This is a genomic window from Nodularia sp. LEGE 04288 (assembly GCF_963896525.1).
Classification (GTDB): domain Bacteria; phylum Cyanobacteriota; class Cyanobacteriia; order Cyanobacteriales; family Nostocaceae; genus Nodularia.
The window spans coordinates 41144-60719 of record NZ_CAWQOY010000104.1 but is presented as its reverse complement, the minus strand read 5'-3'; the positions used below and the strand labels follow the sequence as shown (position 1 = coordinate 60719).

The following is a 19576-nucleotide window of genomic DNA, read 5'->3' as shown; positions in this document are numbered from 1 at the left end:
GTCTGAATGGCAGGATTTACACCTGCATCTGACCGAGAGTTCAGCCTTTAGTGACAGTAATCTGCTGTCGGGCTGGCTTAGTTATGTACGGGCTGGATACCGAGATTCACTAAGCAACGAATCGCACACCAAGCTTGTATCGGCTCAATTGCAGCCTGCAAAGCTAACTCAGCCATCTTTAATTGTTGTGGTGAATCCTCATTTTGATGGCTTTAGGGGGGAATTTCGACTCTAGTCAGCGATTGAATTTAGCTGTTACTGACTTTTAGCGGAAATTTACCTTATATTCATCCTAAACTCTCTAGCCAACTAGAGGGTCTATCATAATTTACAAATCTTAAAAAGTAAAAATTATCACTAATTCACCGGACGCGATATTGTTACCGGGGCTAAGTCCAAGATATAGCAAAAGTCAAAATTGAAAGCCAATAAAAACCCCCTGGTACTGACCCCAGGGGTTTTGTCTGTAAGATGCCATCAACTACTCTATTCCTAACGTTAACAATTGCACACACCATACTTAAATGCAACCGTGCTTATGCATTAATTACATAAATAAAATGTTTTTTTTACAATCAACGGCATAAGGGAACACCAAAAAATAAATTCCCCAAAATTGTAGGGTGGGTTAGCACAGCGTAACCCACCATAAACTTAAGGATAATGGCGTGTTACCGACTAATTTCCTAACTACAAATTAATTGGGGATTTTATTCCTTGAAAGTCCTTAACAAAATAAATATAGCTACGCCACGCACACTACATAAATCAAACCGGATTACTATATTATTTTGACTAACAATTTGCATTGCTTTACCTGGCGAATAATTCATGACAATTGTACAGAAATTGTTCAAAAATTAAATATGAGTCCTATATCTTTAACCTGAAAGAAATTGACCCCAATTTTTAAGGAAAAAGGCTTGGATAAACCAAGCCCTTATGTATACCAAGCATTTACTACACCAATAATAATTTAATCGTTCTATGCCTTTAGTTCATCCTCCTAAAGGATGTGTGCAAATAACCTAAAAACTGATATACCAATAATTTGTTTAATCATAAAAAAAGGTTTGGTAATCAACCAAACCTCGATTATTGCTGTGCTTAACAACGTACTAAATTAAAATTTAAAATTACTCTTTTTAAAGTTCATCTTCCTTTAGTCAGTGTTCAAATATTATTAGGACTAATATGTAATTATATCTTATGTCAATGCCATTCATATATCAAAAGTATGAAAAAGGCTTGAACAAGAGCCAAGCCTTTACATATACCAGGTGTTTACCATATTTAGCTAATTTATAGATAAACTTATAAAATTTCATCTGTCTTGAAGTTGTGTACAAATCTTCTGAAATGTGATAGAAAGCCTCATACATAACCAAAATTTTATAAAAAATGTATAAGTATATTTTATAAATTTATTCATACTCTGGACAGATGTTATCTGACTATAATAGCTATTTCATCACACTAGGTTTTTATCAAAAAGAAAACCCTGGCTTTGATTCCAGGGTAGATATATGTTTTTCAGGCATTAATGAACTGAATAATAACACGACAAATAACTTGTTTACCCTACCTATTGATATATAGTAAATGAATATTATTTATCATTGGGTAGCAAATTTTTCTTCTCAATTAATTAAAAAATTGGGTAATGCTCCCAGTTAAAAACACACAAAATAGGCTTGACTATTAGCCAAGCCTATATATACCAAGAGTTTACCATATATTGCGAGTTTAATTATTTGAAGACTAAATTTCATCTATCTATAGGTTATGTCTAAATTTCTTTAAATCTGATAATGACTTATCTAGGTAGCTATATTCAGGAATCACAAGCTGTTTGCTAAAAGTTAAAATTCATACAAAAAAATATTTTTATATTGTATAAACTTAAACTAATTTAAATATAAATTTAAGTAGAGGTGATTCATCAATTTCTCCTACTTATCAAACCAGGTATGAGTTATTTTATTGATGATATATAGGACTCATATTTGATTTTTGTTGGCGTAGCCTGCGCTTTGCGCTAACACACCCTACAATACTTAATTTTTTCATAAATCAAACCGGATTTCTATATATATAAAGTTTGATTCTTCGTAAAACCCCTAAAAAATCAGGTTTATTATCCAAATTAGAGTAAAAAAATAATTATTATTACAATTGAAATTGAGATCATATAAAAAAGACTTGGTGCTAAACCAAGCCTCAGTAGAAGTAGAATCTATCAAGTTAATTTAGCTGTTTGGATGATAGTATTCATCATCCAAGAGGAAGGTTACAAATATTTTACAATCTGATATGGGTTGACGCGTATAAAAAAGGTTTAGCATTTGGCTAAACCTCCATAGAAAGCAGTTATTCGACACATCAAAACTAATTTTAGCCTACTGTTGATGAGGGTCATCTTCCTAAAGGATGTGTCTAACTATGTTGTCATATGATATGTTATTGGGTGGATAAAGCTGATAGCTAATAAATCCTATCCTGATTTTTTAGTCCCAAGTTAAAATTATTTGTTAATCGCGTCCATAAAACCTCAGTTTCTCCTCACAAAGATGATAAATTATACACAAATGCACTAACTGGTAGTAACAACTAAATCAGTCAATATGAGCCTGAAGGTTGTCCATCCCTCGCTACTTTCAACTTGAATTATTCCTTGGAGTTGTTCAACTAACTTCTGTACTATAGATAACCCTAATCCTGTACCACCTTGATTCCAGATGTCAGCATTGGGGAGGCGATAAAATTTATCAAAAAGTCGCGGTAATTCGGCTGTAGGAATTTCTACGGAATTACGAATAGTGATGATAGTTTCTGGGAGTATTTCTGAGGAATTGTGATCTACACTCAAAATAATTTCGCCACCAGTCGGAGTATATTTGCAGGCATTATTGAGTAATTCTGCTAAAATTCGCTCTAAGCTAGTACAGTCTGAGAACAGCGAGGGCAGATTTGAGGGCAGGTTTAACTGTAAAGTTTGCTGATGTTCTTGAACACGGATTTGAAACGGCTCAATTATCCAAGGTATCCACTGTTCTAAGAGCAACACATCTGGGGTAATTAATGGACAGGCTTCAGCTTCTAAGCGTTGTAAGTCTAGTAAATCGTTGATTAGCGCCATTTCGCGATCGCACTCAATTGACAACATTTCCAAATAGCGCTGATTTTCCTCAGCCGTCATAGACATTTGTAATATTTGAATCATCACCTTCATATTGCTGAGAGGCGATCGCAATTCGTGGGACAATAAATTTAAGAACTCATTTTTGAGTTGATTGACTTCTGCTAGTTGCGCTACGAGTTGCTCTTGCTCAATTTGCTTTTGATGAGCCTCCATAGCCTGTTTGCGCTCAGTAACGTCTCGGAAAATTAATACTGCACCTGTAATATGATCAAGATCATCTTTAATGGGTGCAGCACTATCATCAATGGGAATCTCTGCACCACTTTTAGAAATTAGAATAGTTTCTGCTGGTAAACCAACAACAGTTCCGTCTTCCAGGACTTTTTTGATCGGACTTTCCACAGGCTCGTGAGTTTCTCTATGAGCAATTTTGAATACTTCCGATGCATTTTTCCCAAAAGCTTCTTCTTGTTTCCACCCTGTGAGATTTTCAGCCACAGGATTCATAAAAGTTACTAATTCTTGAAAATCGCTAGCAATTACTCCATCACTGATGCTTTTAAGGAGTGTAGATAACCATTTTTGATGTGTTTTTAATTGCTTTTCTAGTTGATGTTTAGTCAAAGCTATTTCGATATTTATTTGTAGCTCTCTTTCTTTAAAAGGTTTGAGTAAGTAGCCAAAAGGTTCTGTTATTTTGGCACGCTCTAAAGTTTTTTCATCCGCATAAGCCGTGAGATAAATAATGGGAATATCCAAATGCTTACGAATTTCATGAGCCGCTTCTATACCGTCTGTTTGCCCTTTCAATCTAATATCCATTAACACTAAATCTGGACAAATTTCTAGAGACTTATTAATTGCTTCTTGTCCTGAAGAAGCGATTGCAGAAACTATATAACCAAACTTTTGCAGCCGATTGCGTAAATCTTTGGCAACAATAGCTTCATCTTCTACGATCAAAATTTTTGTGCTTGACATATGTAATTCAAGTTTACTTATACTAGGGGAAAATCTATTTGAAATTTTACTCCGATATCGCTATTAATAGTGATATCTCCTGAGAGTTGACTGCTTAAAGCATCTATTAACTCCCAGCCTAACGATGCTGTATTGTTAAAATTAAAGTTTGATGGTAAACCTTGCCCATTATCTCTAACTACAAGTGCAATCTTATTTACCGAACTTTTTTTAATTTCAATGTTAATCTCACCCGCTCGCTCTCCAGTAAATGCGTGTTTTAAGGAATTAGAAACCAGTTCATGGATAATTAAACTACAAGGAATTGCTGTATCTAATCCCAGTGAAATGTCCTGCTCAACATTAATATTTATGGAGATGATATTTGTATTAAATTCGTAGCAAGTGCATAAACTTGATACTAAATCTTGGACATATTCATTTAAATTAATCTTGGCTAAATCTGGTGACTGATACATTTTCTCATGAACTAAAGCCATTGAGGCAATGCGCTGCTGGCTTTGCTGGAATATTGCCATATCTTCTGGATCTTTGATATATGCAGATTGCAAGTTTAGCAGGCTAGAAATCACCTGTAAATTGTTTTTCACGCGATGGTAAATTTCTTTTAACAGCACTTCTTTTTCTAAGAGTGATGCTTGTATCAGCTGATGTGACTGCTTGCGATCGCTAATATCTTCCACAACGGAAATAAAATACTTTGGTTCACCAGAAGGTTTGTGCATTAAAGACACTGTGATATTAATCCAGACTAGGAAACCGTTTTTCCGAAAATAGCGTTTTTCCAGAGAATAATTTGGAATCTCACCCGTTAACATCTGCTTAACATATTTGAGATCATTATCCAGATCATCTGGGTGAGTAATATCCTGGAAAGTTAGCAACAGTAGTTCCTCAGATGTGTAGCCAAGAATATCGCACAGCTTCTGGTTAACCAATAGCCACTGACCATTTATGCCGACATGAGCAATACCAACAGCAGCTTGATCAAATGCTGCACGGAATTGCTGTTCGCTTTCTCTTAATGCCTTCTCGATTCGCTGGCGCTCAGTGATTTCTGCTTCTAGTGAGTTGTTAATTTGTCTTAACTCTACTGTCCGTTGTTCCACTATAGTTTCTAGTCGCTCTAGTAGGCTGCTTAATGCCTCCTCTGCTTGCTTGCGCTCCGTAATGTCAGTATGTGAACCTACCATACGTACTACATTACCATTTTCATCCCACAGCCCTTGACCCCGATCTAAAATCCATTTGTAAGTACCGTCTTTACATAAAACTCGATGCTCGTGAATGTAAAACGGCGTTATCTTGGAAAAATGATTTTCAACTGCTTTGACCACCATATCGCGGTCATCTGGATGCACCCGCATCAAACTTTCGTCTAAATGGTGTGAAATCTCCTGTTCTTCATAACCAAGCATCTCTATCCAGCGAGTTGAGAAAAAAACCTCATTGGTTTTCACATTCCAATCCCAAATACCATCATTATTACCACGTAAAGCTAACTGCCAGCGTTCCTCACTTTCTCTTAGCACCTCTTCTGTGCGTTTGCGTTCAGCTATTTCTTTTGCTAATTGGCAGTTTGCCGCCTCTAGTTGGGAAGGACTAGGTAATGCGAGGGCTTTAGGTATTAATGAGAACAGTTCTATGGCTGTCAAAACAGAAACAAAGGCGGTGATAGCTTTGATTAACCCGGATAGCCAATAAGTAGGATGCCAAAGTGTCCACACATCCATCAGATGGGTTGTACCGCAAGCAACAATAAATGTACTAAACATCAAGAATATCCCACCGAAAGGGATATCTCTTCGTTTGCGGACAAAATAGACCAGCATCACCGGAATAGAATAGTACGCCAGGGCAGTTAAGGAGTCAGAAATAATATGCAACCATACCAATCCTGGTTTCCAGAGATAGCAATGTCCGTGAGGAATCAATTGGCTAGGAAAAAAAAATTATGTAGCAGTTCCATGAGAAAAATTTAATTACAGTGAGTATTTGCTGAAAAACGGAGTGTCAACACAGCCTCTAGAATTATCATCGAATGCCTATGTTGCTTAATTCTGGGTAGTTTTTAGTTTTTCAATTGATAATGTCATATTTATTACTATTAATATAACCTGTTATACCATTTCCATATGAAGACGCATAGAAATAAACTCACCGCCTGCGGCTCCTCCCCTAAATAAAAGGAAGTTGGGAGGGGTAAAAATCGTGTGCAGCTATGGCTACGCCACGCAAGCTATCAGAGTAAATCCTCTATATTAATAGTTATAAACCACACATTTTTCTTGCAAACGCAATTTTACTTAACTTATAAAGTTAAGTATATTTTCGGCCATTCATAATTTCTTACATTATGTTAACATTTAAAATGTCGTGCTAACATATTTAACAGAATTTTTCGTGGTACTAATCGAGCTAATGTACTTCTGATTTGAGTTTTAATGTCACCCAGAACTAGTGTTGGTTGATAATTTGCTAAAGCCTTTAATGATTCACGCACAACTTCTTCAGACGAATAAGCCTTATCTGTATTTCCTGCTAAAGTTGTAGGAAAGTTAGCTTCTACAAAAAAGTTTGTTTCTATGGGACCTGGACAGGTAGCTAGGACACGAACTCCATAGGGACGATTTTCTGCCCAAAGCGCTTCACTGAAACTGAGAATAAAAGCTTTACTGGCAGCATACACAGAAAGATATGGTATTGGTTGAAATGCTGTAATTGAAGATACGTTAATAATGCCACCAGAATGACGTTGCCGCATTAGAGGTAGAAATTTATGGGTTAAATCTACCAATGCCAAAACGTTAAGTTGAATAATTTTTATTTGCCGTTCTCTGTCACTTTCTGCAAAATCACCATAATCACCAAAACCAGCATTATTAATTAATAAATCAATGGTTAATCCTTTACTTTTAGTAGCATCAAATACAGCAGCAGGTGCATCAGGCTCTGTCAGGTCTTTAACTATCACATCTACTTGAATTTGGTATTGATCTTGTAGTTCTTTTGCTAGTTGATTAAGTTTTTCTTCAGAACGAGAAACTAGAACAAGATTTGTCTGCCGTGCAGCTAATTCCACTGCAAAAGCTTTACCTATACCACTAGAGGCACCAGTTATTAAAGCAGTTAGCATTCTAAAATTTTTAACATTTTATGATCATTATTATAAGTTTTAAAAATAGTTTCTACCACTTTTAACTATTCCGAGTTATTTAAGAACAAGTATAAAAATGATACTCAGCATTCAGTTTGGACTGACACACACGTAAACAATAACGCAGAGCCAGGAACAAAGCATATACAAGAAAATCAAGGGTTACCCAAAATTTTGTGTCAGTCTTGCTAGTGTATTTTTTGGGGAAAGCTGGGAAATCTTCACCTCAGCAGAGGTACAAATACTACTTTCAGCACCACAGAACAGCCCGCCGTGCATCTATGGACTGACGGCATGAAAATTAATATTTGCTTTCCTGTGAGATATATGTTATCTTAAGTTTTCGTGTGGTTAAGGACGTATAGCTCAGTTGGTTAGAGCGCTACGTTGACATCGTAGAGGTTCCTCGGTTCGAGTCCGAGTACGTCCATTAATAACCCTCTAGTACAGAGCTAGGGGGTTTTATTTTGCCGTGCTTTAACTGGTTGACCTATATGTTAACCTGCTATATGATGCCATAATCACTCATCAGAGAACCAATGAAAACCGGGATATATTTAATATCAAACTCAGACAGAGGCATGGGTTACATCGGTAGTAGCCAGAACATAGATAAACGTTGGGGTCAGCACAAAAGCTTTTTAAACCGGGATAAACACCATTGCAAGGCACTACAGGCGGCTTGGAACTATTATGGTAGGTCTGCTTTTCAGTTGGGAGTTCTAGAACTCTGCGAGGTTACAGAGTTGGCAGAGTTAGAGCAGATATATCTCAATACTGCGAACTGGGCAACTCTGTACAATACCGCCCGATCTACATATTCACCTATGAGAGGGTTACAGGGGCATAAATGGACTGAGGAAGAGAAAAAGCGACTTTCAGAGATGTTTAGAGGTGAACTTAACCCCATGTACGGCATAAAAGGCGATTTACACCCCTCGTCCAAGATACGGGGTCAACTACATCCTGAATATGGCAGACCTAGACCGCCTGAATCCGTCGCCAAAAGACATCGCAAATATGTCGTAACTTCCCCAGGTGGCGAGGTGTTCCAAGTATCTGGCTTACGTCCTTTCTGCGTTACCCACGCCCTAGACCAAGGAAATTTAACTAAAGTTGCACAAGGTAAACGCAAGACATACAAAGGCTGGGATTGCCAATATTTACACTAGGTTGACATCATAGGTAAAGGTGCTAGAGTAAAGTCATACCAGAGCAATGGAAAAAAATGCTAGTCATGAACGTGCTTCCCCCGCAATCTTCCCCTGAACCAGTTAAAGTCATGTATTTAGAGACATTAACCAAGGGGAACCTACTGAAACTGTTAGAAGAGGCAAGCTTTTATCCTAATCGTTACATACTAGCTACTGCTGAATCCGTCAAGGCTCTACAGAATGAAGATGTTGCCCCTAAAGATATGATTACGCTGGCTGAGTATTTGGATGGCCACGGCATTGAGTTAGAGACTAAAGGCGACTATCATAAACTCGCTACACAGGTGGCACAAAGCTATACAGAGAAATACAAAATACGCCCCCGAATCGTAGCCCGTGCGGATTCCCGTGGGCGGTTCATGAAAAAATCATACGCCTACTTGGCGGAGGATGTAGATATCATTGAGAATGCACTAAAGGACATCGTACATAAGAGGTTCCCAGCAGCCAATCATAAATAATCTCAAGGACATATTGCAAATATCTGAAAGTCAATTCATTATTTTGTAACCACACAAAAATCTTGATATTTTTAATACTGCCATAAATTGTGCGATCGCCAAAACCAAGGCGTAGCTAATCATATTTTATACTTAATGTCTCAGTAAAAATCTATCAGTGCTGACCAGAACCACAATCAACAGCACTAGCTGAAATTGCCAAGGGGCTAATACCAAACTCAAAATTAGACTGAGAATCGTAAACAAACTGATTAGATAAGCTATTTCGCCATGACATTTTTTAGATACATAGCCGCAAGCTAAACCAGTACAGAGTGGAATCAAAAAAGACAAATGCATTTTTAATATCCTCGTAACTAAAATGCAAAAATGGATAAAAGCAGACGAAAACTGTTTTTATAATTGTGGTTAATTTTACAACTAAGTGGATTTTATCCAAAATCCTTCAGATGAATCAACCCTCTAGATGAGGCAAAAATCCCGTAATTAAGTTAACCGTTCGTGCTATTCCTGAGTAGACGATCTAGCATATTACATTTAGAAGGAACTTTTTTAAATTAAACACCCGATGCTGAATATTCCTCAACTACTGGCGACTGAATTAGACCTCAAACCTGATCAAATCCAAAACGCGTTAGAACTTTTAGCCGAAGGTGCGACGGTTCCCTTTATTGCACGTTACCGCAAAGAGCGCACTGGGGAAATGAATGAAGTCCAACTGCGCGACCTGTTTGAGCGCTATGCTTACTTAACAGAGTTGGCTGAACGGAAATCGGTAATTTTAAATGCGATCGCCGAACAAGGTAAACTCACAGATGAACTCAAAGCCAAAATTACATCCTGTTTACAAAAAACCGAACTAGAAGATTTATATCTTCCCTATCGACCAAAACGCCGTACCCGCGCCACCATCGCCAGAGAAAAAGGTTTAGAACCCTTAGCCGAGTTGATTAAATCGCTAAATGTCCAAAATGCTTCAACAGCCTCACTGGAAGAAGAAGCAGCGAAGTATATTTCTGAAACTCAGGGAGTTAAAACACCAGAAGAAGCACTCAAAGGTGCTGCGGATATTTTAGCGGAAGAAGTGGCAGAAAAAGCCGAGTTACGTGCATATCTGCGTGACTACTTGCTAGCCGAGGGGGTATTTGTCTCTCATCTCAAAAAGGATCATCCCGAAGGTTCAACCAAATTTGAGATGTACCGCAACTATCAGATGCGAGTGAGAAATATTGCACCCCATAATCTGCTGGCGTTGTGTCGCGGTGAAGCTGAGAAAGTGTTAAGCTATGAAATTGCTTTTGATGAAGATGTGGTACTGTCTTATCTAGAATCAAAGGAAATTAACAGCAAAGTTCGGATAATTCGCGATTTTTACCAAGGGATGCTCAAAGACGCATTTAATCGGCTGATGAAAACTTCCATTATGGGTGAGGTGATTTCTCAGAAGAAAACTTATGCTGATATGGAGTCGATTAAAACCTTTGAAACAAATCTGCAAGAATTACTCTTGTCTGCACCAGCGGGGATGAAACCGACACTGGCTATAGACCCAGGCTTTAGAACTGGGTGTAAAGTGGCGGTACTCGACCAAACCGGACAATTTTTAGAATACCAGGCGGTGTTTCCTCACCAAGCGGCTGAACAACGCGCCAAAGCTGCACAAACTATTAAAAATTTGATTACCAAATATCAGATTGAGTTAATTGCTATTGGTAATGGTACAGCTTCCCGTGAGACAGATGAGTTTGTGGCGCAGATATTACAAGATATCGACCGCAAACCAATTAAAGTCATGGTAAATGAGTCTGGCGCATCGATATATTCTGCCAGTAAAGTGGCGTTAGAAGAGTTTCCCCACTTAGATATTACCGTGCGTGGTGCGATTAGTATCGGTCGCCGTTTGCAAGACCCTCTGGCGGAACTGGTGAAAATTGATCCTAAATCTATCGGTGTGGGACAATATCAGCATGATGTTGATCAAAAGTTGCTGAAAAAGAAGCTGGATGAAACTGTAGAAAGTTGCGTGAATTACGTCGGTGTGGACTTAAACACGGCTTCTAAGGAACTTTTGACCTTTGTTTCCGGAATTACGGCTACGGTGGCTAATAACATTGTCGCTTATCGCAACGAGCATGGAGTCTTTAAGAATCGCCGACAACTGTTAAAGGTGGCTAAGTTGGGGCCGAAGGCGTTTGAACAAGCTGCGGGTTTTCTGCGAATTCGTGGTGGAGATAATCCTTTAGATAACACAGCCGTGCATCCAGAAAGTTACTCTGTCGTGCAGGCGATCGCAGCTGATTTAGATGTATCCTTAAATCAAGTCACCCAAATTGCCGAAAAACTCAAAAAAACCAACCTGAAGAAATACATCACTGATAGCGTTGGCGAACCCACACTGCGCGATATTATCAGCGAACTAGATAAACCAGGTAGAGACCCCCGTGCAGAATTTAAATATGCCACCTTTAGCGAGGGAATCAAAGAAATTAAGGATTTAGAGGTGGGAATGGAATTAGAGGGAATTGTCACAAACGTAGCTAACTTCGGTGCCTTTGTCGATATTGGTGTGCATCAAGATGGTTTAGTACATATTTCCCAACTAGCTGACAGATTTGTAGATGACCCTCAGAAAATCGTCAAAGTCGGACAAGTTGTGAAAATTCGAGTCTTGGAAATTAACGAGAAATTGAAACGTATTAGTTTGTCGATGAAAGCCGTTCAACAATAAAAGTATTTTTGGGTCTTTGTGGCTTTTTGGTAAAAACACGAATTTAATTAACCATTAAGACACCAAGACACCAAATAATCAGCCAAATGGTAGAACTAAAATCTATCTTGAAAGAGATGTAGAACCATAGAAGTTATTGGAAAATAGTAAAAGACTCGTAAAGAATCTATCTGTTATATTTAGTAGGTGAACACCATGTTAGGAACATTTTTAACTGCCATAGCTACAGCTTTGAGCTTGTTAATTGTCGATTTAGTTGTACCTGGTGTCAACATTGCTAATTTTCCAGCAGCCATGATTGCGGCTTTGGTAATTGGTTTGATTAACGGTTCAGTAAAACCAGTTCTATCTGCTTTATCTTTACCGCTTAACTTCGCCACATTAGGGGGCTTTTCGCTAATAGTTAACGGTTTTTGTTTCTGGTTAGCAGCAGTGCTGGTTCCTGGGTTTGCAGTTCGTGGACTTATCGCCTTTATCCTGGGTCCAGTGATTCTATCTTTTGCTAACACCTTCATTAACAATTATTTTGCCGAAAGGAATCCTGCTTTAAACAGTAGTGGTGACGTAAATCCCCAAGGCGAATTACCCTCTAGATAAGTATGGGCGGAAGTAAACGCCAGTTAAATCACGGAAAGATCGCTGAATTACGATAATTCAGCCTTACCGTGAGTATGTAATTCCACAAAATCGGATCGAAAAATCATGAAAATAGTTCGTTTTCTTTTAGGTATAGTACTGCCTCCTTTAGGTGTTTTTCTCACAGTGGGTGCTAGCCCAACTTTGTTGATTAACATTTTACTAACACTTTTAGGCTGGCTTCCCGGCAGTATTCACGCAGTTTGGGTAATTGCTAAACATGAAGAACAAATTAATGCAGAGAGAGGTAGTTACTAAATAGGCTAGGTAAATAAAGTTTGTAGTGAGGACTTTAGTCCTCTAAAAAGGGATAAAACCCTGACTACAAGCTTATTTCATTTTTTAGCTGACCCCGCCTATTTCTTCGTAAGTTCCCCATGTTTATCAGCAGGTTCCTTCTCTTTGAAGATATCAGCCGTTGATAGCAGTAACTCCCTTAGAGTTTGTTTGATTTGACGCTCTTTTTTAGCGATCGCAGAACCAGCTTCACCCAGTTTATCTTCTAGTTGCGATCGCTTCTCGTCTACTTGTGTAGCCACAACTTCAGCTTTCGGACGAGCTTGATTATACCAGTGTTTTGCTTCGTCGATATAATCTTTAACTTCTCCATCCCGTCCGCCGTAGCGTGCAGCCAAATTTGCTCTGACAATGGATAGTTGCGCTTGCAATTGAGCGTAACGTTTCTTTAATAAAGAGACTTCTTCACTATCTCGAATGGCATTAATAGCAGAATTAATGGCATCTTTAGTATCATCAGTTTTGTCTTTGCCAGTTTCTTCAATCTCTGCTAAAATACCATCAACTTCTTGCTGAATTTGTTCCTCTTCATTATCCAATTGAGCTTGTAGCTTTTTCAGTTCCGCCTGAGTTTCCACTATAGAGTTGTGTCTTTTGCTGTTAACACCTTCCAAAGCCCCTTCAATGGAAGCTGTCACTTCTTCTCTGATTTCTGCACCTTTATCTTGAAAGTTTTCAATCACAGCAGAAACCGCATCTTTTACCAGAAAACGAATTTCACTAGAACCTGCTTTCAACTCTGAACTTAACTGAGAAACAGCAGACTTGACAATTTCGCGAATGCGCTCAGTTCTTAACTGTCCAGTTTCTTTCACCTGTTTCAAGTCAGTTTGAATTTGTTCCTTGATGTTGTTAGGCATTTTTCAGCTTTCCTATTGAGCTAATTGGATAAAATTTTCCAGACATGATCTTCCATATACATTATGGTGTAGGGCTTGAGAAATAGACACCTCCCTTAGATAGAAAAGCGCCATAATTAACTACTACAGCAGATGACTTCTTTCATTTGATTCAAATAGACAAGGGCGAGTATCTTTGTCCACCCCACAAGATTTATCCTGTTAAATATCTAAAAACTTGGTGTAACCTTTGTGAGATAATAGGTATTAATAGCTAGTAAATGAGATAAATTATGTGGCGGGTTAATGTGACTTGTTCCGGTGATGCTTGGAAACAACACGGTGCTAACTTCAAAACAATGCCAGACAAGTATCAAGGCGAGTGTATTTCTTCCAAGAAAATGCCAGATGGGACGCGAATCATGGGATATAAAATAGAAGATGTCAGCGATGCAGAGGCTTTTCAGGAAGAGTGTGCAAACTTGTCTGGATTTACATCTGACTTTGAAGCTTTGTGAGATTGAAAGTAAATAATCTGCCCAAGACAACTGCTCTTTTCGCGTTCATCACCTTGGCAGCGCCAAATCTAGGATAATTAGCTTCACCTGGTTTGAGCGTACCGTCAACTAAAACCCCTACCAAACCAGGAAATTTTGCTTTTAATTGCACATCCCTGTTTTTAATCAACTCAATACAGTGTCTAGCATCTACAATATGTAAGCACACAAAATTACAGTCCTCTAGGAGAATTTTTGGTGGAGTCCCGATATAACCCAGCAGACATTGAGGAAAAATGGCAACAAACATGGGCAGAACTTGGCTTAGATAAGACACCTGCAAATAGTCACAAGCCCAAATTCTACGCGCTTTCCATGTTCCCCTATCCATCGGGCAGCCTACACATGGGTCACGTCCGTAATTACACAATTACCGATGTGATTGCACGCCTCAAGCGAATGCAAGGGTATAGGGTACTGCACCCAATGGGTTGGGATGCCTTTGGTTTGCCAGCAGAAAACGCCGCCATTGACCGAGGAGTTCCCCCTGCTAAGTGGACTTATCAAAATATTGCCCAAATGCGGCAGCAATTGCAGCGTCTGGGTTTGGCTATCGATTGGGACAGCGAACTTGCCACTTGTTCACCAGATTATTACAAGTGGACGCAATGGATTTTCTTGCAATTCTGGCAAGCCGGTTTAGCCTATCAAAAAGAAGCAGCAGTAAATTGGGACCCCGTTGACCAAACTGTCATCGCCAACGAACAAGTTGATAACGAAGGACGTTCTTGGCGCAGTGGAGCAAAAGTTGAACGCAAACTATTACGGCAGTGGTTTTTAAAGATTACCGACTACGCCGAAGAATTGCTCAGTGATTTAGAGAAATTAACAGGTTGGCCGGAACGGGTCAAGTTAATGCAAGCTAATTGGATTGGTAAATCTACAGGCGCATATTTAGAATTTCCTGTGGTGGGGATGGATGAAAAAATTGCTGTCTACACCACACGCCCAGATACAATTTATGGTGTGAGCTATCTGGTATTAGCACCAGAACATCCTTTAACCCAGGTTGTCACCACCCCAGAACAAAAAACCGCCGTAGCAGCCTTTATTCAAGAAGTTTCTCAGCAAAGCGAGTTAGAACGTACTGCCGAAGACAAACCAAAGCGGGGTATTCCCACTGGTGGCAAAGCCATCAACCCCTTTACCGGGGAAGAAGTGCCAATTTGGATTGCCGATTATGTACTGTATGAGTATGGTACTGGGGCAGTCATGGGTGTACCTGCTCATGATGTGCGGGATTTTAAATTTGCCCGTGTTTATAATTTACCCATTGAGTTTGTGATTGCTGCTCCCGATGATGTAGCAGATTTTGACTTAACGCCAACATCAGAAACAGATGAAATCACAAAACTGATTAAAATTGAATACAACGAGGCATATACTGAGCCAGGAATTTTAATTAATTCTGGGTCTTTTACAGGCATGAATTCTACAGATGCCAAAGCCGCAATCATTAAATATGCTGAAGAACAAAGTTTTGGCAAACTGAGAATCCAATATCGCTTACGGGATTGGTTAATTTCCCGACAACGTTATTGGGGCGCACCCATACCAGTAATTCACTGTCCAAATTGTGGAATAGTCCCAGTCCCGGACGAGGATTTGCCAGTTAAATTACCCGAAGAGGTGGAATTGACTGGGCGTGGTGGTTCCCCTTTGACTCAGTTAGAAAGTTGGGTAAATGTTCCTTGTCCGACTTGCGGCACTCCAGCCAAGCGAGAAACCGATACGATGGATACCTTCATTGATTCCTCGTGGTATTTCTTGCGCTATCCTGACGCGCAGAATGAGCAACAAGTTTTCGACCCCGGCAAAACTAATGACTGGATGCCAGTAGACCAGTATGTGGGTGGCATTGAACACGCAATTTTACACTTGTTGTATTCCAGATTCTTTACTAAAGTCCTCCGCGACAGAGGCTTATTAAACTTTGATGAACCCTTTCAACGCCTGTTAACTCAAGGTATGGTACAGGGTTTAACTTACATGAATCCTAATAAGGGCGGTAAAGATAAATGGGTTCCTTCTAATTTGGTGAATGTAGCCGACCCCCGCGACCCTCAGACAGGTGAACCATTGCAACGCCTATATGCCACCATGTCTAAATCTAAGGGTAATGGTGTAGCACCAGAAGACGTAATTAGTAAGTATGGTGTAGACACGGCGCGGATGTTCATCTTGTTCAAAGCGCCACCAGAAAAAGACCTGGAATGGGATGATGCCGATGTCGAAGGGCAATTTCGCTTTTTAAATCGGGTATGGCGCTTGGTGACAGATTACGCTAAGACTGGGGTATCACGTAAAAAAGCGCAACTCTCTGATTTGAGTAAACCAGAAAAGGAATTACGGCGGGCAATTCATACGGCTATTCAAGCTGTGACAGAGGATTTGGAAGATGAATATCAATTCAATACAGCCGTTTCCGAATTGATGAAGTTAAGTAATGCCCTAACTGATGCCGACTGCAATAATTCACCGATTTATGCTGAAGGTATTCAGACTTTAGTAATTATGCTAGCGCCTTTTGCACCACATATTGCGGATGAATTATGGCAGTTATTGGGTAATCCTAATTCCGTCCACACTCAAACTTGGCCAGCTTTTGACCCGGCGGCTTTGGTAGCTGATGAAATTACTTTGGTAATTCAAATTAACGGTAAAAAGCGTGCTGATATTGAAGTTCCGGCACAAGCTGATAAGGCAGAGTTGGAGAAGTACGCTCGTGAATCTGAATTAGTTCAGCGCTACATTGAGGGTAAGGAAATTAAAAAGGTGATTGTGGTTCCTGGAAGGTTGGTGAATTTTGTAGTCGTTTAAATAAGTTACGAAACCAAAGATCCCCGACTTCTTGAAGAAGTCGGGGATCTGAGCATATCGGTGTTTGCAGTTCAAAAGTAGTTAATTATGAAGGTTCCAGTCCCAGAGGATAAGGCACGAAAGATAGCCAGTAAAGAGCATAATACTTATCTTGCTGAAGGAATTGCGCCGCACAAAGCCACCCAGTCGGCTCCATCTTCACTACTACAAAGTTTTTCTAAAGATTTAAAGCATAATCTTTCAGTTAAACAAAAAGTTTTAGAAACAGAATTATTTAAAGTTTTAGGTAATCCATTTTATGCTGACAATGGATTTATTCTTTATCACGGTGATTCAACGGATTTTTTAGACAAACTCAGTTCAACTAATATCAATATTGATTTAACTGTTACGTCTCCACCTTATAACATTGGCAAAGAATATGAAGCACCAATGTCTGTAGATGAGTATGTCGAAAGTTGTTCGCAATGGATGTCTCAAATTTATAAAATTACCAAACCAGATGGGGCATTTTGGTTAAATGTGGGACATTTTGAAGTTTCCGACAAGGGTTTATGTGTACCTATACCTTATTTATTATGGGATAAGTCACCGTTCTATTTACTCCAAGAGGTGGTATGGCAATATGGCGCTGGTGTTTCTACAAAATATCGTCTCAGTCCACGTAACGAAAAATGGCTTTTTTATATTAAGGATTCTCTGAGGTATACGTTTAATTTAGATGATATACGTGATCCAAATGTGAAATATCCCCATCAGAAAAAAAATGGTAAATATAGATGTAATCCTCTGGGTAAAAATCCCTCTGATGTTTGGGAATTTCCTAAAATTACTACTGGTGAAAAACGCAGTTCCAAGGAACGCACTGGACATCCGGCACAGTTTCCTTTAGGTATTGTAGAGAGAGTTGTCAAAGCTTCTTCAAATCAACTGGGAGTAGTGCTTGATCCTTTTGCTGGTTCTGGTTCTACTGGGATTGCAGCCGCAGGTTTAGGACGGATATTTTTAGGTTTTGAAATTAAGTCTGATTACTGCAAAATGGCGGTGGATAGATTTAAGGCTTTTCAGGTGGAAAGGGAGAATTTTTATGCTGAGTGAAAAGATGAGTTAGTGTCGCGCAAAGGCGCAAAGACGCAAAGAAGAATTAGTTTATTGTATAAATTATGATTAAGTTTTAATGACTAAAAATACTCCAACTGCAATCATTACACAGTCAGCGACAATGTTTATTCCTTAAGGCATCACCATTTTTTGACCGCAGTACCTCCCAACTCTACCCAGGGGAGTTAGTAGGTGGGTTAATTATCAGCTTCATCTCATCAACATTTAAATTAAAATTAGTGACCTAAATTACCAGGAGTATGCTATATGGATTTGTTTGAATTGCATATGTATCTATTTGAATCTAACTTTTTTAAACGTTGGCATTGGTTTAGTTTCCACTTTAAACAACCTTTTGTGCATCCATTTTCAAGGGCCGCTGTGTATAAATCCTTTGTTAATAATACAACTTCAACATTGGGATCATCTTCGAGGGATTTTAAAAGTTGGATTGCGGCTACTCTGTACCTTTGTTTAGAAAGTGCATTACCAATTTCTAGTAATATTGCCTGAGTTGTTACTAAACGAATTTTATTAGCTTCAAGCTGATGAGCAAGTTCAACAGCCCGCAGATGATTTTGATCTGTAATGGAAGATAGGGCGATGGCAAAAGACGTATCTAAAAAGACTTCAATCATTTAAAGAAATGCTTTCCCCATATAAATACTGGTCAATTTGCTCTGACCAATCTGGCTCACCCTGTAATTGTAAGGATTGAGCAGTTTGAAGAAACGTTTTAGGTGGTTTTTGTTCGTTGGGTAACACACTGTCAATTATAATTCTTACTCTCGTACCTGCGGCAAGGTTTAAGGGTGCTTCTAGTTGAAGGGCTGTACCGTCAAATATAGCTTCGAGTTCTTGCATAGTTGTTAAAAGCTATGGACTGTCTCCAGTATAGTTTGTCCGTCATTCTAGAGTTATCCTCAGCAAATATTAACGTCCTAGCATTTTATCTCGCAGATGCTTGATGCGATCGCTAACGACAAGCCACTTCACGTCTACACATCTTCATCGGTGGTTTCGGGTTCAAACTGCACTTGTCGGTACAAATCAGCGATCGCTATTTCTACATCTACTGATTCTAGTCGCAATCTATCACCCAAATTATACTCTGATAGTACCCATTGCCCCTGTTGGTTGCGCCGAAATACTTCTACTAATGGTTGCGCTACTTGGACTAAGACATATTCTTGTAAGGTGGGTGATTGGCGATATTTGGCAAACTTTTTGCCCCTATCGGCTGCTTCTGTGGAAGGTGATAGCACTTCGATGATTAAGCAGGGAAATTGTATCAATTGTGGATCGCGATCGCGCTGATCGCAAGTCACTACCACATCGGGATAAAAATACTTCTGCCCTGGTTCTACCTGGACTTTCACATCTACAATGTATACTTCACAGGAGCGGTCTGCTAGGGCATCATCTAAAAGCTTTGAGAAATTAAGAGAAACCCGATTATGATTGCGTGTACCACCGCTCATTGCCACAACTTCGCCATCCCAATATTCGTAGCGTTGCTCTTGGGTGGGTTCCCAAAGCAGATATTCTGCTGCACTCATTAAAAAATTATCGGGTAAAGCAACCATCGGCGTGATTGGGGAATGATTTACTTTTCTAGGATAGCGACAATAGGACGTGTAGCT

General features: G+C 39.2%; 16 protein-coding genes, 1 tRNA gene and 1 pseudogene. 10 read left to right on the top strand and 8 right to left on the bottom strand.

From position 1 onward, the window contains the following. Nucleotides 1-235: pseudogene (locus AACX33_RS11065) on the top strand (hypothetical protein); the annotation flags it as partial. A 2358-nt stretch (nucleotides 236-2593) separates the two neighbouring features. On the opposite strand, the gene AACX33_RS11060 reads toward AACX33_RS11065, so the two are convergent. The 3 genes from AACX33_RS11060 to AACX33_RS11045 all read right to left on the bottom strand — a co-directional run bounded on the left by AACX33_RS11060 (nucleotide 2594) and on the right by AACX33_RS11045 (nucleotide 7259). Continuing rightward, a complete protein-coding gene (locus AACX33_RS11060; protein WP_193999130.1) occupies nucleotides 2594-4123 on the bottom strand; it encodes a hybrid sensor histidine kinase/response regulator in 1530 nt (509 codons plus the stop codon). 17 nt (nucleotides 4124-4140) lie between these two features. Next, nucleotides 4141-6018, bottom strand: a complete 1878-nt coding sequence (locus AACX33_RS26495; protein WP_193999131.1) for a PAS domain S-box protein — start codon at nucleotides 6016-6018, stop codon at nucleotides 4141-4143. 464 nt (nucleotides 6019-6482) lie between these two features. Then, nucleotides 6483-7259, bottom strand: coding sequence for an SDR family NAD(P)-dependent oxidoreductase (locus AACX33_RS11045; protein ID WP_193999132.1), 777 nt, complete (start codon nucleotides 7257-7259; stop codon nucleotides 6483-6485). A 376-nt stretch (nucleotides 7260-7635) separates the two neighbouring features. On the opposite strand from AACX33_RS11045, the gene AACX33_RS11040 reads away from it, so the two are divergent. The 3 genes from AACX33_RS11040 to AACX33_RS11030 all read left to right on the top strand — a co-directional run bounded on the left by AACX33_RS11040 (nucleotide 7636) and on the right by AACX33_RS11030 (nucleotide 8955). After that, nucleotides 7636-7710 (top strand) — tRNA-Val (locus tag AACX33_RS11040). A 109-nt stretch (nucleotides 7711-7819) separates the two neighbouring features. After that, the gene (locus AACX33_RS11035; protein WP_193999133.1) at nucleotides 7820-8452 is read left to right on the top strand and encodes a GIY-YIG nuclease family protein; all 633 of its coding nucleotides are present in this window, start codon (nucleotides 7820-7822) and stop codon (nucleotides 8450-8452) included. Between the two features lie 65 nt (nucleotides 8453-8517). Next, complete coding sequence (locus AACX33_RS11030; RefSeq protein WP_193999134.1) at nucleotides 8518-8955, top strand: hypothetical protein; 438 nt, start codon at nucleotides 8518-8520, stop codon at nucleotides 8953-8955. 132 nt (nucleotides 8956-9087) lie between these two features. On the opposite strand, the gene AACX33_RS11025 is transcribed toward AACX33_RS11030, so the two are convergent. Beyond that, complete coding sequence (locus AACX33_RS11025; protein ID WP_193999135.1) at nucleotides 9088-9294, bottom strand: hypothetical protein; 207 nt, start codon at nucleotides 9292-9294, stop codon at nucleotides 9088-9090. A 229-nt stretch (nucleotides 9295-9523) separates the two neighbouring features. Between AACX33_RS11025 and AACX33_RS11020 the strand changes: the two genes are divergently transcribed. The 3 genes from AACX33_RS11020 to AACX33_RS11010 all read left to right on the top strand — a co-directional run bounded on the left by AACX33_RS11020 (nucleotide 9524) and on the right by AACX33_RS11010 (nucleotide 12577). Continuing rightward, nucleotides 9524-11683, top strand: a complete 2160-nt coding sequence (locus AACX33_RS11020) for a Tex family protein (RefSeq protein WP_193999136.1) — start codon at nucleotides 9524-9526, stop codon at nucleotides 11681-11683. 195 nt (nucleotides 11684-11878) lie between these two features. Further along, nucleotides 11879-12280, top strand: a complete 402-nt coding sequence (locus AACX33_RS11015) for a phage holin family protein (protein WP_193999137.1) — start codon at nucleotides 11879-11881, stop codon at nucleotides 12278-12280. Nucleotides 12281-12385: 105 nt separating this feature from the next. Further along, nucleotides 12386-12577 (top strand): YqaE/Pmp3 family membrane protein, encoded by a 192-nt coding sequence (locus AACX33_RS11010; protein ID WP_193999138.1) that lies wholly within the window; start codon nucleotides 12386-12388, stop codon nucleotides 12575-12577. A 98-nt stretch (nucleotides 12578-12675) separates the two neighbouring features. On the opposite strand, the gene AACX33_RS11005 is transcribed toward AACX33_RS11010, so the two are convergent. Continuing rightward, nucleotides 12676-13476 carry a histidine kinase gene (locus AACX33_RS11005; protein ID WP_193999139.1) on the bottom strand — a complete coding sequence of 267 codons (801 nt, stop codon included), beginning with the start codon at nucleotides 13474-13476 and terminating at the stop codon, nucleotides 12676-12678. Between the two features lie 272 nt (nucleotides 13477-13748). Between AACX33_RS11005 and AACX33_RS11000 the strand changes: the two genes are divergently transcribed. The 3 genes from AACX33_RS11000 to AACX33_RS10990 all read left to right on the top strand — a co-directional run bounded on the left by AACX33_RS11000 (nucleotide 13749) and on the right by AACX33_RS10990 (nucleotide 17930). Continuing rightward, entirely contained in the window at nucleotides 13749-13973 is a 225-nt protein-coding gene (locus AACX33_RS11000) for a hypothetical protein (RefSeq protein WP_193999140.1), read from the top strand. 237 nt (nucleotides 13974-14210) lie between these two features. Further along, nucleotides 14211-16832: a leucine--tRNA ligase gene (gene leuS, locus AACX33_RS10995; RefSeq protein WP_193999141.1), complete on the top strand. Its 2622-nt coding sequence runs from the start codon at nucleotides 14211-14213 to the stop codon at nucleotides 16830-16832. Between the two features lie 87 nt (nucleotides 16833-16919). After that, on the top strand, nucleotides 16920-17930 hold the full coding sequence (locus AACX33_RS10990) for a DNA-methyltransferase (RefSeq protein WP_193999142.1): 1011 nt from the start codon (nucleotides 16920-16922) through the stop codon (nucleotides 17928-17930). A gap of 266 nt (nucleotides 17931-18196) precedes the next feature. On the opposite strand, the gene AACX33_RS10985 is transcribed toward AACX33_RS10990, so the two are convergent. The 3 genes from AACX33_RS10985 to AACX33_RS10975 form a co-directional block, all read right to left on the bottom strand. Then, complete coding sequence (locus tag AACX33_RS10985; protein ID WP_193999143.1) at nucleotides 18197-18571, bottom strand: type II toxin-antitoxin system VapC family toxin; 375 nt, start codon at nucleotides 18569-18571, stop codon at nucleotides 18197-18199. Further along, nucleotides 18564-18797 carry a hypothetical protein gene (locus AACX33_RS10980; RefSeq protein ID WP_193999144.1) on the bottom strand — a complete coding sequence of 78 codons (234 nt, stop codon included), beginning with the start codon at nucleotides 18795-18797 and terminating at the stop codon, nucleotides 18564-18566. Before AACX33_RS10980 ends, AACX33_RS10985 begins: the two co-directional genes overlap by 8 nt. Nucleotides 18798-18931: 134 nt before the next feature. Continuing rightward, nucleotides 18932-19519: a Uma2 family endonuclease gene (locus AACX33_RS10975; RefSeq protein WP_193999146.1), complete on the bottom strand. Its 588-nt coding sequence runs from the start codon at nucleotides 19517-19519 to the stop codon at nucleotides 18932-18934. Nucleotides 19520-19576 lie beyond the last annotated feature (57 nt).

What these genes read in the sequence shown, in the direction of transcription:
- AACX33_RS11025 (WP_193999135.1), bottom strand. Translation starts at nt 9,294, where the DNA reads ATGCATTTGTCTTTTTTGATTCCACTCTGTACTGGTTTAGCTTGCGGC.
- AACX33_RS11015 (WP_193999137.1), top strand. Translation starts at nt 11,879, where the DNA reads ATGTTAGGAACATTTTTAACTGCCATAGCTACAGCTTTGAGCTTGTTA.
- AACX33_RS11020 (WP_193999136.1), top strand. Translation starts at nt 9,524, where the DNA reads ATGCTGAATATTCCTCAACTACTGGCGACTGAATTAGACCTCAAACCT.
- AACX33_RS10990 (WP_193999142.1), top strand. Translation starts at nt 16,920, where the DNA reads ATGAAGGTTCCAGTCCCAGAGGATAAGGCACGAAAGATAGCCAGTAAA.
- AACX33_RS10985 (WP_193999143.1), bottom strand. Translation starts at nt 18,571, where the DNA reads ATGATTGAAGTCTTTTTAGATACGTCTTTTGCCATCGCCCTATCTTCC.
- AACX33_RS11060 (WP_193999130.1), bottom strand. Translation starts at nt 4,123, where the DNA reads ATGTCAAGCACAAAAATTTTGATCGTAGAAGATGAAGCTATTGTTGCC.
- AACX33_RS11005 (WP_193999139.1), bottom strand. Translation starts at nt 13,476, where the DNA reads ATGCCTAACAACATCAAGGAACAAATTCAAACTGACTTGAAACAGGTG.
- AACX33_RS10980 (WP_193999144.1), bottom strand. Translation starts at nt 18,797, where the DNA reads ATGCAAGAACTCGAAGCTATATTTGACGGTACAGCCCTTCAACTAGAA.
- AACX33_RS11045 (WP_193999132.1), bottom strand. Translation starts at nt 7,259, where the DNA reads ATGCTAACTGCTTTAATAACTGGTGCCTCTAGTGGTATAGGTAAAGCT.
- AACX33_RS11010 (WP_193999138.1), top strand. Translation starts at nt 12,386, where the DNA reads ATGAAAATAGTTCGTTTTCTTTTAGGTATAGTACTGCCTCCTTTAGGT.
- AACX33_RS11035 (WP_193999133.1), top strand. Translation starts at nt 7,820, where the DNA reads ATGAAAACCGGGATATATTTAATATCAAACTCAGACAGAGGCATGGGT.
- AACX33_RS11030 (WP_193999134.1), top strand. Translation starts at nt 8,518, where the DNA reads ATGAACGTGCTTCCCCCGCAATCTTCCCCTGAACCAGTTAAAGTCATG.
- AACX33_RS10975 (WP_193999146.1), bottom strand. Translation starts at nt 19,519, where the DNA reads ATGGTTGCTTTACCCGATAATTTTTTAATGAGTGCAGCAGAATATCTG.
- AACX33_RS11000 (WP_193999140.1), top strand. Translation starts at nt 13,749, where the DNA reads ATGTGGCGGGTTAATGTGACTTGTTCCGGTGATGCTTGGAAACAACAC.